This is a genomic window from Paenibacillus urinalis, from assembly GCF_028747985.1.
Lineage (GTDB): Bacteria > Bacillota > Bacilli > Paenibacillales > Paenibacillaceae > Paenibacillus > Paenibacillus urinalis.
Genome location: NZ_CP118108.1, coordinates 3,958,625 through 3,972,624, shown reverse-complemented (window position 1 = coordinate 3,972,624; position 14,000 = coordinate 3,958,625). Strand labels below are relative to the sequence as shown.

Here is a 14,000-nt window from a genome sequence, read left to right as displayed (position 1 = left end):
TCCCTCGTCTTACGGCTCGTTTCATATTTACTGAAATAATTGAAGGAATGAGGCCTTTTTCGTTATGAACAATATTCGGCGAAGATCACGCATTCGTCAGCATTATTCCGCAGAAGTGAAGCAAATGGACGAACAGATGGATGAGATGCATAGTGTTCTTCAGAAGCTCGCTCTTGATCTGGAGAAATCAAGGATTGCAGATTATACGAGACTGCTGCACAAGCCTCTGCGACTGATCTGGCTTAATTTGTTATCCGGAACAGCAAGAGGGGTCGGGATTGCGATCGGATTCACCTTTTTTGCTGCGACAATTGTGTATGTTCTTCAGCTGCTTGGCGCGCTGAATTTACCGATTGTCGGGGATTACATTGCCGATATTGTACGCATCGTACAGAGACAATTGGAGCTGGATACATATTAGAGCGCTTAAGCATTAGATGGAATTCGCTTTAGGAAGACGAACTATAGTTCATCTTCAATAACATCCGGCTCCAAAATGCTCATGCCCTCGTGATTCTCCAAATATCTTCTGTACTGCTTGTTGCGTACAACGGATACGTTTTGGCCGTATATGTCTGTCGCGAGAAAGCTCTCATACGCTTCAACACAGCCATCAATCTCCTCGGCAGCCTCCATGTACATGGCATCATAATCATCGTTATTGTTGCCTTCCTGAAGAGCGGGCGTGTTGGAATTCCCGTAATTTTCGAGAATCTGCCAGGTATCTTCACCATCGAATCCATTCTGGGTATCCTTTTCATCCAGGCTTGTTCTGCCGAATGGAGGACTTAGGAATTCCTCCTCAATCGGACGGTCCTCCGATACCGAGGTTTCAGGAGCATGCTCTCTGCAATAAATGGTATACGGTACTGCATTAAGGCGTTCATAAGGAATAGGCTTGCTGCATACGGCGCAAATACCGTAATCGCCCTCTTCCATATGATTCAGCGCGCTTTTGATTCGTTCAAGCATAAATTCATCGTGCTCGTTTAGCGAAATATCTTTTTCACGTTCATACATTTCTGTTGCAACATCACCTGGGTGATTATCAAAAGTCGTTAACTCTCCGGCTTCATAACGTGTTGATCCACTAAGCCCGTAATGATCGGATTCCTTCTCGCGCTGCTCGATATCGTGTTGCTGCTCAAGAAGCTGCTTCTTCAAGCTGTTCCATTCCTGCTTCGTCAGATGCGTCATGGCGGTCTACTCCTTTAGTTGAACTTATCCTTCATCGGTTTGTCTGTATAGAGTGTGCTGATTTGTTCAATTTTAGAGAAGGAGGATTTTGCAAAAATGATTCACCATGGCCGTCCATTCCCAGGAGCCAGCTTAAAATAGACGCTGTTCGTGACCTTGTGCTACAATATACGAGGCATTACCCATGGAATGGTAAAAGAGAAGGATCGGAGTGACAAAAAAAGGTGATATATTATGTCATTGCACTAATTGTTTTTCTAGTGGACCAGGGTACAAAATGGCTTGTTGCAACTCGGATGACCATTGGGGAGGAAATATCCGTAATTGGCGATTTCTTCTTGATCACTTCCCATCGGAATCGTGGAGCGGCCTTCGGCATTTTGCAGGGTCAGACGTGGTTCTTTATTGTGGTAACAACGATTGTAGCTGTAGCCTTGATCTGGTATATCTACAAGGTGAAATCACAGCCGGATAAAATATTACCTGTAGCTCTTGCTATGGTGCTTGGCGGTGCACTGGGCAACTTTATCGATCGACTGCTGATGGGCGAGGTTGTCGATTTCTTTAAATTTAATTTTGGAAGCTACACCTTTCCGATCTTTAACATCGCCGATTCTGCGATTGTCGTCGGTGTAGGCTTGATTATATTGGACACACTGCTTGAAACAAGACGTGAGAAGCAGGCGGCACAGAGCCAAGAGGAAGGGAAGGAATAAATCTATGACAGATCGGTCCGATCAGGAATCAGGCCAGGACATCCAAGAATGGACCGTTGAGGCGGATTTCGCTAAGGAACGAATTGATAAATATATTGCTGACAGTATGGAGGGCGTATCGCGTTCCCAGGTTCAAATCTGGATTGGTGATGGTCAGGTGACCGTTAACGGCAGCCAAGTAAAGTCGAACTATAAACTGGCAGCAGGAGACAAGATTGAGCTTGTTGTCCCCGAGGTTGCCGCGGTTGAAATACTGCCCGAGAATATCCCGCTTGAAGTGGTTTATGAAGATTCGAGTGTCATTGTGGTAAATAAGCAGAGAGGTCTCGTTGTACATCCCGCACCAGGCCATGCCTCGGGTACGCTAGTAAATGCGCTGATGTATCATTGCCATGACCTGTCTGGCATCAACGGAGAACTGCGTCCTGGCATCGTGCACAGAATTGATAAGGATACGTCAGGACTTCTGATGGCTGCGAAGAATGATAAAGCCCATGCATCGCTTGCGGCGCAGCTTAAAGACCATAGTGTCAATAGACGTTATATTGCATTGGTCCATGGACATGTTCAGCATGATCAGGGGACCATTGATGCGCCTATTGGCCGTGATGCACACGATCGGAAGATGTTTACCGTAACGGAGCGTAACAGCAAGCATGCAGTGACTCATTTTTCCGTGATGGAGCGGCTTGGGGACTACACCTTGTTAGAGCTCAAGCTGGAGACGGGCAGAACCCATCAAATTCGGGTGCACATGAAGTTTATTGGTCATTCGCTAGTCGGAGATCCGATGTATGGACGAAGCAAGGGTGTGAAGATGAACGGACAAGCACTGCATGCAGCAACGCTGGGCTTCGTTCATCCGGATTCAGGCGAAACACTGGAATTTAACGCCCCTCTGCCTCAAGATATGGAAGATGTACTCGCTTCACTCCGAAGCAGATAAGCTGTTCATTTATATGTTCGAGTCTTATATAGAAACTGAAAGGGCCGCAGTGATGTGCGGCTCTTTCTTTATGATTTTTTGAGAAGAGAAACTTACAGAATGCCTGAATATTTCATGGTGATTGAATGCAAACTGGTGGAAAACCTCAATCCAATGGGTAATAAGTGTGACAGGCATTTTCCGAAATGCAAACTGGTTACAAGGGAGGATGGACACTCATGAGCATTGACAAATACCAAGAAACGTATATTCAGAATTGCTTTGCTGATCGTATCGGCGGTCCGAACTATGGTAAATCGCCAAACAACAATAAATTGGATAAAATCAAACGCGCAATTACAGCGGCGAATAAAAATTTTCCCGACATTGAACTGATAAACCTGGGAGCTTACGAGCCAAATGAAATGATGGATACCGGAATCGCTGCGACACTAGCTGCAGAGGCTGCGAAGCCGGAAAATCGCGGGTATGCAAATAATGGAGTTCCAGAATTTAAAGAAGCGGCTGCAGCATATCTTGCAGAGGTATTCAGTGTAGAAGATATCGATCCTGTGACTGAGGTCGTTTATTCCTCCGGCTCCAAGTCCGCTCTGGCCATCATCCCTTCTGCATTTATCAATCCAGGTGATGTTGCCGTTCTGACTGTACCGGGTTACCCTGTTATGGGTACGCATACGAAGTATCTGGGCGGAGAAGTTTACAATGTTCAATTGACCAAAGAGAACCATTTCCTGCCTGACCTCACTTCGATTCCAGAAGAGATTGCTCTTCGTGCGAAGCTGATTTATTTGAATTATCCGAACAATCCAACAGGTGCTAGCGCAACAGCTGAATTCTTCACTGAAGTGATCGAATGGGCTAAGAAGTACAATGTGATGGTAGTGCATGATGCCACTTATGCAGCTCTTACGTATGATGGCGTCAAGCCATTCAGCTTCTTGTCTGTGCCAGGTGCCAAAGATGTGGGCGTAGAGCTCCATTCCCTCTCCAAATCGTTCAATATGACAGGCTGGAGCATGGGGTTCGCTGCGGGGAATCCGCTTGTTATAAAGGCGTTCAGCGAAATAAAAGACAATCATGATTCAGGGCAATCTACGGCTATTCAAAAAGCAGCTGCCTATGGACTTGCACATCCAGAAATTACGTTAAAAATGACAGAGAAGTACTCCCGTCGTCATGATTTGCTGGTCCAGGCATTGAATGAGCTGGGCTTCCGAGTAGAGAAGCCAAAAGGCTCCGTCTACTTGTACGTTGAAGCTCCATCTGGAATTGCGGGGGGGCGACGTTTTGAATCCGGTGAAGATTTCTCTCAGTTTCTCATTCGTGAGAAGCTGATCTCTTCTGTACCGTGGGACGATGCCGGTCATTTTGTCCGTTTCTCTGTTACATTTGAAGCAAACGGTGAAGAAGAGGAGCAGCGTGTAATCGGTGAAATAAAACGCCGGCTAAGTGATGTTCAGTTCGAATTCTAATCCTAATCTTAATCCAAATATATCCAAGTGGTATCTTTCATAGTTTTGTCACGGATTGATTAATAAAAGTCCTCCGAATTGAGGTAGACTAGATCTATAAGAAATCCATGAAGGAGGCATAATTTTATGGAATTTATCGCAATGATCGCAGTTATTATGGTCTTGGGCGGAATCGGTATTACAGCTATGTTCCGCAGACTTGCCAAGGATGACCATTAATTATTAAATACGTACGGTAAGAGACCCTTTGCTGAGGGTCTCTTTTTTTGTGTGCATTGCCAAAGTTCTTTAAACTCGGATCGCTTCTAAGGTCACACTATGCCGATCCCAAGCTTCAAAAAAGAACAGTGGATAAATATACGGAGTTATTGTATAATTATTAAAAATAATGAATGTTTAATGTATATTCCTCTGATAATTTTGTATAAATCTCATCGCTGTGTAACGTTTATTACTTCACTTGGTGCTTCTTTTTGGTTAAGGTGTTGACAGAGGATAAGCTTTCTGTCATAATTCATGTCGATGAAAAATTGCCTAGGAATGTGAGTAATCCAGAGAGGTTACACGCCTGCGCAATAACATGAATAGCACCTTTAAATCAGTCCCGTGAGACTGGCAAGGTAACGTGATTGGACCCGGATCTGTAGCTGCGGCTGCTGCTTCCGTATGTCCTTTAGAGCTTAGTGACCCGGCGTGCGTAGCCGCGGTTTTGAGACTCCTTGCCCAAGTTTTATCGGCAGGGAGTTTTTTTTATCTCGTCACGGGACCATAAGAAAGCAAGGAAACCCAGGAGGAGGTTAAACACATGAGCGGTGAAGCACACGTCATCATGGATGAGATTGCAATTCGCAGAGCACTCACTCGGATTGCACATGAGATTTTGGAGAAGAACAAAGGAATCGAAGGCTGTATTCTTGTCGGCATCCGCACACGCGGTGTATATCTCGCAGAACGCATTGCAGCAAAGATTGAGGAAATTGAAGGGAAAAAGGTTCCCTGCATTGACCTCGATGTCACCCCTTATCGGGATGACCGGAATGTGGAGGCAGATGTAAGACGAAGCATGAAGCAGCAGCTGGACATTGACATTCACAATAAAAAAGTAATTCTGTTCGACGATGTCCTCTACACAGGCAGAACCATTCGTGCTGCAATGGATGCTTTGATGGATATCGGCCGTCCCCAAATGATACAGCTTGCCGTACTTGCAGACCGCGGTCATCGCGAGCTGCCGGTTAGACCTGATTTTATCGGGAAGAATGTCCCTTCCTCAAGATCGGAATCGATCGAGGTTGCTCTGATCGAAGTTGATGGTAAAGACGAAGTCACCATTAATCAGAACCGGGGGAATGAAGCATGATACTAACCGCGAAAAGTATTAGAGAGCGCAGCCTGCTGGGACTGAAGGATCTGGCAGCAAGTGAGATCGAGTCGATTCTGGATCGGGCGGCACACTGGGATAAACAAGAGGAGAAGCTAGTGCCGGTTCTTGCGTCCAGATTCGTTGCAAACATGTTTTTTGAGAACAGCACGCGAACGAGATTTTCTTTTGAGATGGCAGAGAAACGACTGTGTGCTGAGGTATTGAATTTCGCTGCGGCGGCTTCCAGTGTAGCCAAGGGAGAATCAATCTACGATACGGTACGCACACTTGAATCAATGGGAATTGATGCTGGAGTGATTCGATTGAAGCCGGAAGGTGTACTTGCACAGCTTGCTGAGAAAGTGAAGGTACCTCTGGTTAACGCAGGAGACGGAAACAACGAGCATCCAACCCAGGCGCTGCTGGATCTGTACACGATGCGTCAAACCTTCGGCAGTCTCAAGGGACTGAATGTCTCCATCATCGGCGATATCAAGCACAGCCGGGTAGCGCGCTCCAATCTGTGGGCATTGCAAAAACTCGGAGCGAACGTAAAGTTCTGTGCTCCAGACATGATGAAGGCTCCTGAGCTTGAAGCACACGCGCCTTATATCAGCATTAATGAAGCTCTCAAGGCGGATGTAGTCATGATGCTGAGAGTCCAGCTGGAAAGACATGATAAAGGCATTGATATGAAGGCAGAGGAGTATCGTGAGCAGTTCGGACTTACAGAAGAGCGTGCCGCGAAGCTGAATCCAAGCACAATTATTATGCACCCTGCTCCGGTAAACCGGAATGTTGAAATTGATGACGCGGTCGTAGAGAGTCCGGCTTCCCGGATCTTCCCGCAAATGTCGAACGGAGTTCCAATCCGGATGGCGGTTATGGAACGCGCATTGCTTCTATAAATAGGCATGAAGTAGAAGACAAGACAGAGAAAAATATCAGCTACCAACATTAAACAGGTACAAACATCTTGAATAACGTAGATGGGTGACCGGAGCGGAGGATATAAATGAAAGCTTATTTTATAAAGAATGCAAACGTGCTGAATCAAGAAGGGGAACTTGAACGGAAAAGCATTATGATAGCGGATGGCAAAATTCTTGACATCATGGATGAAAATGCAGGCTACTTCGCTTCAGAAGATACAGATGTAGAAGTGATTGATGCGGCAGGCAAGCTGGTTGTCCCAGGGCTGATCGACATGCATGTACATCTTAGGGAGCCGGGATTTGAGCATAAAGAGACGATCGAAACCGGCAGCCGTTCTGCTGTAAAAGGCGGGTTTACCACCATCGCCTGCATGCCGAATACGAGACCTGTCACAGATGATCCGGAAACGGTGCAGATGGTGCTGAAAAAAGCACAGGAAGCAAATCTGGCAAAAGTACTGCCCTATGCAGCTATTACGATCAATGAACTGGGCCGTGAGCTGACCAACTTTGAAGCACTTAAATCAGCAGGTGCGATCGGCTACACAGATGACGGTGTTGGTGTGCAGAGCGCGCAGATGATGAAGGATGCGATGGCCTTAGCGGCTTCGCTGGATATGCCGGTTATTGCTCACTGTGAAGATAACTCTCTGGTAGAAGGCGCATGTGTAGCCGAAGGAGAGTTCGCAAGGAAGCATGGGCTCAAAGGGATTCCAAACGAGTCTGAGGCAATCCATGTAGGACGCGACATTCTGCTGGCAGAAGCCACAGGCGTGCACTACCATGTCTGCCACGTAAGTACAGAGCAATCCGTAAGACTGATCCGCCAAGCGAAAGAAATCGGAATTAAAGTAACGGCTGAGGTATGTCCGCACCATCTGATACTGGCAGATGAAGACATTCCGGGTCTGGATGCGAATTGGAAGATGAATCCTCCCCTTCGTTCCCGCCGTGATGTAGAAGCCTGCATCAAGGGGCTTGAGGACGGAACGCTCGATATGATCGTCACAGACCATGCACCTCACAGCGCGGAGGAGAAAGCCAAAGGGATGGAGCTCGCTCCGTTCGGAATTGTCGGGTTTGAGACCGCATTTCCGCTGCTCTATACCAAGTTCGTGGAGACAGGAAAATGGACGCTCAAGTTTCTTGTTGACAAAATGACAGCTGAGCCTGCTCGGGTATTCAGACTGGATACAGGTCGTCTTGAGAAGGATGCCATCGCGGATGTCACCATCATTGATCTTGAAGGACTTCGCGCGGTTGATCCGAACGAGTTTGCGACCAAAGGACGCAATACTCCATTCACAGGCTGGGAGCTCAAAGGCTGGCCGGTTATGACTTTTGTAGACGGCAAGAAGGTATATTCTGATCCAACATTAAGCTAAACAAGTAATCAATATGGTTTACGCACTATTATCTTATCAATTCATTATGTAAGCACATTTTAAATATGAAACAGATACAACGAAGGAGTGAGTTGGATGCAGGCACAAGCAAGATTATTACTAGAAGACGGCACATTGTTCACAGGCAGAGCATTCGGGGCTGAAGGTGAGCAAACAGGTGAGGTCGTTTTTAATACAGGAATTACGGGCTACCAAGAGGTGCTCTCTGATCCTTCTTACTGCGGACAAATTGTAACAATGACCTATCCGCTGATCGGAAACTACGGAATTACCCGGGATGACTTTGAATCCATCCGTCCATACGTGCATGGTTTCGTAACTCGCCGTTACGAACCGGTGCCAAGCAACTGGCGCGCTGAATACAGCATTGACATGCTGCTCAAAGAACATGGGATTATCGGTATCAGTGATATCGACACACGGATGCTGACACGCCGCATTCGTCACCAAGGAACGATGAAGGGGATTCTAACAACAGGCTCCAAGCCGGTTGAAGAGCTTCTGGAAATGATGGGTGATACGACGATTGATGAGCTTCGCAACCAGGTGCCAATGACTTCTACGAAACATGTATATAACAGCCCTGGCATCGGTGAAAAAATCGTACTTGTTGACTACGGTGCGAAAACAGGGATTTTGCGTGAGCTGAACAAGCGCGGCTGTGACATTGTGGTCGTACCTCATGACACGACGGCAGAAGAGATCCGTAGATTGAATCCGGACGGAATTCAGCTCTCTAACGGCCCTGGGGATCCAAAAGACGTGCCTCATGCAGTCAAGATGGTATCTGAGCTTCTGGGTGAATATCCGATCTTCGGGATCTGTCTGGGACATCAGCTGTTCGCTCTGGCAGCAGGTGCAAATACGGAAAAACTGAAATTCGGACACCGCGGCGGTAACCATCCGGTGAAGGAGCTTGAAACAGGACGCTGCTATATTACTTCCCAGAATCACGGCTATACGGTTAACGAAGAATCCATTAAAGGAACAGATCTGGAAGTTACACACATCAACAACAATGACAAAACGATTGAAGGGTTGAAGCATACCAAATACCCTGCTTTCTCAGTGCAGTATCATCCAGAAGCAGCACCAGGTCCACAGGATAATTCCTATCTGTTCGACCGCTTCCTTGATATGATTCGTGAACATAAACAAAACAACCCGCAGAAGCCGCGCCAAGCCGTTCTTGCCGCAGCAGGGAAAGGAGCACGCTAACATGCCTATTAATAAAGACCTCAAGAAAATTCTTGTCATCGGGTCCGGCCCGATTGTCATCGGTCAGGCTGCAGAGTTTGACTATGCCGGGACCCAAGCGTGCCAAGCGCTCAAAGAAGAAGGCGTGGAAGTTGTTCTTATAAACAGCAACCCAGCTACGATTATGACAGACACCAATATGGCAGACAAAGTATATATCGAACCCATCACGCTCGACTTTGTCACCCAAATCATTCGTCAGGAGCGTCCGGATGGACTTCTTCCAACGCTTGGCGGCCAAACGGGCCTTAACATGGCCGTGGAGCTGGCTCGTGCCGGCGTACTGGAAAGTGAAAATGTAAAATTGCTCGGAACTCAGCTTACTTCGATTGAGAAAGCGGAAGATCGTGATCTGTTCCGTGAACTGATGCGTGAGCTGGAACAGCCGGTACCAGAAAGCACGATTGTAACAACAGTAGAAGAAGCAGTAAAATTCGCTAATGAGATTGGATACCCAATCATTGTTCGACCTGCTTATACGCTGGGTGGAACGGGAGGCGGTATCTGTGCAGATGAAGAAGAGCTTCTTGAGACTGTAGCTTCGGGTCTTCGTTACAGCCCGATTACACAGTGCCTCGTTGAGAAGAGTATCGCGGGAATGAAGGAAGTCGAATATGAAGTCATGCGGGATGCTAACGATAACTGTATCGTTGTCTGCAACATGGAGAACTTTGACCCGGTAGGCGTGCATACAGGCGATAGTATCGTTGTGGCTCCAAGCCAAACGCTGTCCGACCGTGAATATCAAATGCTTCGCTCGGCATCGCTTAAAATTATCCGCGCCTTGAACATTGAGGGTGGATGTAACGTGCAATTTGCGCTGGATCCGCAAAGCTTCCAATACTATGTTATCGAGGTTAATCCGCGTGTCAGCCGCTCTTCTGCTCTGGCTTCCAAAGCAACGGGATATCCGATTGCTAAGATGGCGGCCAAGATCGCACTCGGCTATACACTGGATGAGATCATTAACCCGGTAACAGGTCAAACCTATGCATTCTTTGAGCCAACGCTTGATTATATCGTAAGTAAAATTCCACGCTGGCCATTTGATAAATTTACATCCGCTAACCGTAAGCTGGGTACTCAGATGAAAGCAACCGGCGAGGTTATGGCGATCGGGCGTACTTTTGAAGAGTCCATTCATAAGGCTGTCCGCTCTCTCGAGATTGGTGTGAACCGCATCTATCTAAAAGAAGCGGCAACACTCGAAGATGAGGTACTTAGAAACCGCCTTGCTAAACCGGACGATGAGCGAATGTTCTTAGTCGCTGAAGCATTCCGTCGTGGATACACGCTCCAAGAAATTCAGGATATTACGAAGATTGACTGGTGGTTCCTGGATAAGATTGAAGCCATCGTCAAATTCGAAGACCAGATTCGGTCAGAGAAAGAACTGACTGCGGAAACATTGTATCAAGCGAAACGCATGGGCTTTACAGACCGTTCTATTGCCGAGCTTCGTGCTGAAGGTCAACCAGGGACAGCTCATACGAAGGAAAGTGAAGTCCGTGAATTGCGTGAGGCTCAAAACCTGCGTCCTGTCTACAAAATGGTAGATACCTGCGCAGCAGAGTTCGAAGCAACCACACCATACTACTACTCAAGCTATGAAACCGAGAATGAGGTTCTTCCTTCCGACAAGGAGAAGATTGTGGTACTCGGTTCGGGTCCGATTCGGATCGGCCAAGGTATCGAATTCGACTATTCAACAGTACACGCGGTATGGGCGATTCAAAAGGCGGGATACGAAGCGGTTATTATCAATAATAACCCTGAAACAGTATCCACGGATTTCAATACGTCTGACCGACTCTACTTTGAACCATTGTTCTTCGAAGATGTAATGAACGTAATTGAGCAGGAGAACCCGATCGGCGTCATCGTGCAGTTCGGTGGACAAACCGCGATCAACCTGGCTGCACCGCTTGCCGCAGCAGGAGTGAAGATACTGGGTACAGATCTTGCGAGCATTGACGAAGCCGAAGACCGCAAGAAATTTGAAGCACTGCTGTCCCGATTGTCAATTGCACAGCCGCAAGGCAGCACAGTTACTTCTGTTGATGAGGCCGTTGGCACTGCACAAGGTTTGGGCTATCCGGTACTGGTGCGTCCTTCCTACGTACTTGGCGGACGCGCGATGGAGATTGTATACTCCGACAGCGAGCTGCTCAGCTACATGGAGCAGGCAGTGAAGATTAATCCTGAGCACCCGGTGCTGATTGACCGCTATATGCTGGGTAAAGAGGTTGAAGTCGATGCGATCTGTGACGGTGAAACGGTTCTGATCCCGGGAATTATGGAGCATGTTGAACGGGCAGGTGTTCACTCCGGTGACTCCATTGCAGTATATCCTCCGCAGCACCTGGAAGCACATTTGAAAGAAAAAATTGTAGATATCACGATTAAAATTGCGAAGGAACTCAAGACGATCGGGCTCGTGAACATTCAGTTCGTTATCTATCAAGATGATGTGTATGTTATCGAGGTTAACCCTAGATCTTCAAGAACCGTTCCATTCCTGAGCAAAGTAACCGGCATTCCAATGGCGAATCTGGCGACCCAGGCGATTCTTGGCAACAAGCTTGCGGATCAAGGCTATGTGGATGGTCTATGGCCGGAGAGTGATCATGTATCGGTGAAAGTGCCGGTCTTCTCCTTTGCGAAGCTGCGCCGTGTAGAACCTACGCTGGGACCTGAAATGAAATCTACGGGTGAAGTTATGGGTCGTGATGTGCTATACGCGAAGGCGCTGTACAAAGGACTGATCGGAGCCGGCATGAAGATTCCTTCTTCCGGCGCGATTATCGCCACTGTAGCAGATAAAGACAAGGACGAGGCTGTATCTCTGCTCGGCGGCTTCTACAAGCTTGGCTACAAGATCATTGCAACGGGCGGTACTGCGGATGCACTCGCTAAGGCGGGAATTCCGGTTCAAACCGTCAACAAGCTCAGCGAAGGAACACCGAACATTCTGGATATGATTCGTACAGGTGAAGCGAACTTCGTATTCAATACGCTGACAAAAGGTAAAACACCGCAGCGTGACGGGTTCCGTATTCGCCGGGAAGCTGTTGAGAACGGGGTTGTATGTATGACGTCTCTGGATACGGTACGCGCACTTCTGCAAATGCTGGAGACCATTAACTTCTCCTCCGAATCCATGCCAGCGTTCAGCCGCTGATTCGCATAGACAATATCTTAGAGGACATCGATAAAGCTCTGAATCAGCGGGCTTTATCCGATGTCCTTTATAACGAATAAAAGAAATGGATGGAGGAGAGCGGCAGATGCAATTATCTTCTGAATATAAAGAAATGGCTGGACGCCTGATGGTAGCGTTGGACTATCCTGATGCAGACGGTGCGAGACAGCTGATTGACCGTCTTGAGGGAATACCTTGCTACATGAAAGTCGGAATGCAGCTGTTCTATTCGGCAGGTCCGTCCTTTGTGAAAGAGCTTAAGGAGAAAGGGTATTCTGTATTTCTGGATGTGAAAATGCATGATATCCCCAATACAGTGAAGGGTGGCTCACATAGCGTTACCCGGCTGGGTGTGGATATGTTCAACGTTCATGCCGCTGGGGGCAGAGAGATGATGTCCGCTGCACTGGCGGGAGCCAAACAGGCAGCGGAAGAGGAGGGACTTAGAGTTCCGACGATTATCGCAGTAACTCAGCTGACAAGTACGAATCAGGCGACGATGAACGATGAAATTGGCATTCCAGGCGATGTAGAGACGGCTGTTGTACGCTATGCCTCGCTCGCCAAGGAAGCGGGACTTCAAGGTGTAGTTGCATCACCGCTAGAGGTAGCTGCAATCAGAGAAGCATGTGGAGATCAATTTTATACGGTTACACCGGGGATTCGCCCTGCGGGAAGCGCGGTAGGCGACCAGTCCCGAATTCTTACACCTGGACAAGCCATCGCTGGAGGCAGCAGCTACATCGTTGTGGGCCGGCCTATAACTGCCAGTGAGAACCCAAGAGCGGCAGCAGAGCAAATTATTGAGGAGATGATGAATCAATGACAACATTAACGCAAATTCCAGAACAGCTGGCATCCAAATTGCTACAGATTAAGGCAGTGGCACTGCGTCCGAATCAGCCTTTTACCTGGACCTCCGGCATTAAATCTCCGATCTATTGTGACAATCGGCTCACGATGTCCTATCCCGAAATTCGAGATCTAATCGCTGAATCGTTCGCAGCAGTTATCCGCGAGCAGTATCCGGAAACAGAAGTCATCGCTGGAACTGCAACCGCCGGTATCCCTCACGCTGCATTCGTTGCGCAGAAGCTGGGACTTCCGATGATTTACATTCGTGACAAGGCCAAAGGGCACGGGAAAGAAAACCTGATCGAGGGACTTGTTCGCGAAGGTCAAAAAGTCATCGTCATTGAAGATTTGATCTCCACAGGAGGAAGCTCTTTGAAGGCTGCAAAGGCGGTACAGGAAGCTGGAGCAGAGGCACTTGCCGTACTGGCAATCTTCAGCTATCAGCTGGATCGGGCATCGAAGGCTTTTGAAGAAGCGGGAATTCCACTGCAAAGCTTGTCCAATTATACAGCGCTGACTGAGGTGGCTCTGCGTGAAGGAGCTATTGCCGAAACGGACCTGGAATTGCTTCGCTCCTGGCGTGAAGATCCAAATTCATTTGGATTGTAATATAAAAGTTTCTATAGATAGGCGGCCCTGCGGAGGGCCGTT

General features: G+C 47.7%; 12 protein-coding genes. 11 read left to right on the top strand and 1 reads right to left on the bottom strand.

Annotated elements, in window-relative coordinates; translation table 11 throughout:
• The first annotated feature begins 136 nt into the window (after nt 1-136).
• Nucleotides 137-421 (top strand): DUF5665 domain-containing protein, encoded by a 285-nt coding sequence (locus tag PUW25_RS18395; protein ID WP_370510325.1) that lies wholly within the window; start codon nt 137-139, stop codon nt 419-421.
• Nucleotides 422-462: 41 nt separating this feature from the next.
• Here the strand turns inward: PUW25_RS18395 and PUW25_RS18390 are convergent, their stop codons facing one another.
• On the bottom strand, nt 463-1,197 hold the full coding sequence (locus tag PUW25_RS18390; protein ID WP_047910884.1) for a TraR/DksA C4-type zinc finger protein: 735 nt from the start codon (nt 1,195-1,197) through the stop codon (nt 463-465).
• Between the two features lie 224 nt (nt 1,198-1,421).
• Here PUW25_RS18390 and lspA point away from each other — a divergent pair, with 224 nt between their 5' ends.
• The 10 genes from lspA to pyrE all read left to right on the top strand — a co-directional run bounded on the left by lspA (nt 1,422) and on the right by pyrE (nt 13,958).
• On the top strand, nt 1,422-1,913 hold the full coding sequence (gene lspA, locus PUW25_RS18385; RefSeq protein WP_047910885.1) for a signal peptidase II: 492 nt from the start codon (nt 1,422-1,424) through the stop codon (nt 1,911-1,913).
• Between the two features lie 4 nt (nt 1,914-1,917).
• A complete protein-coding gene (locus PUW25_RS18380) occupies nt 1,918-2,859 on the top strand; it encodes an RluA family pseudouridine synthase (RefSeq protein ID WP_047910886.1) in 942 nt (313 codons plus the stop codon).
• Between the two features lie 218 nt (nt 2,860-3,077).
• Nucleotides 3,078-4,331, top strand: coding sequence for an LL-diaminopimelate aminotransferase (locus PUW25_RS18375; protein ID WP_047910887.1), 1,254 nt, complete (start codon nt 3,078-3,080; stop codon nt 4,329-4,331).
• Nucleotides 4,332-5,136: 805 nt separating this feature from the next.
• Nucleotides 5,137-5,691, top strand: a complete 555-nt coding sequence (pyrR, locus tag PUW25_RS18370) for a bifunctional pyr operon transcriptional regulator/uracil phosphoribosyltransferase PyrR (protein ID WP_047910888.1) — start codon at nt 5,137-5,139, stop codon at nt 5,689-5,691.
• Nucleotides 5,688-6,602, top strand: a complete 915-nt coding sequence (locus PUW25_RS18365; protein ID WP_274337355.1) for an aspartate carbamoyltransferase catalytic subunit — start codon at nt 5,688-5,690, stop codon at nt 6,600-6,602. Before pyrR ends, PUW25_RS18365 begins: the two co-directional genes overlap by 4 nt.
• Before the next feature lie 107 nt (nt 6,603-6,709).
• Nucleotides 6,710-8,014 carry a dihydroorotase gene (locus tag PUW25_RS18360; RefSeq protein ID WP_047910890.1) on the top strand — a complete coding sequence of 435 codons (1,305 nt, stop codon included), beginning with the start codon at nt 6,710-6,712 and terminating at the stop codon, nt 8,012-8,014.
• A 96-nt stretch (nt 8,015-8,110) separates the two neighbouring features.
• Complete coding sequence (gene carA / locus PUW25_RS18355) at nt 8,111-9,253, top strand: glutamine-hydrolyzing carbamoyl-phosphate synthase small subunit (RefSeq protein ID WP_047910891.1); 1,143 nt, start codon at nt 8,111-8,113, stop codon at nt 9,251-9,253.
• A 1-nt stretch (nt 9,254) separates the two neighbouring features.
• A complete protein-coding gene (gene carB / locus PUW25_RS18350; protein ID WP_047910892.1) occupies nt 9,255-12,473 on the top strand; it encodes a carbamoyl-phosphate synthase large subunit in 3,219 nt (1,072 codons plus the stop codon).
• 106 nt (nt 12,474-12,579) lie between these two features.
• Complete coding sequence (gene pyrF, locus PUW25_RS18345; protein ID WP_047910893.1) at nt 12,580-13,320, top strand: orotidine-5'-phosphate decarboxylase; 741 nt, start codon at nt 12,580-12,582, stop codon at nt 13,318-13,320.
• Complete coding sequence (gene pyrE, locus PUW25_RS18340; RefSeq protein ID WP_047910894.1) at nt 13,317-13,958, top strand: orotate phosphoribosyltransferase; 642 nt, start codon at nt 13,317-13,319, stop codon at nt 13,956-13,958. Before pyrF ends, pyrE begins: the two co-directional genes overlap by 4 nt.
• The last annotated feature ends 42 nt before the right edge of the window (nt 13,959-14,000 follow it).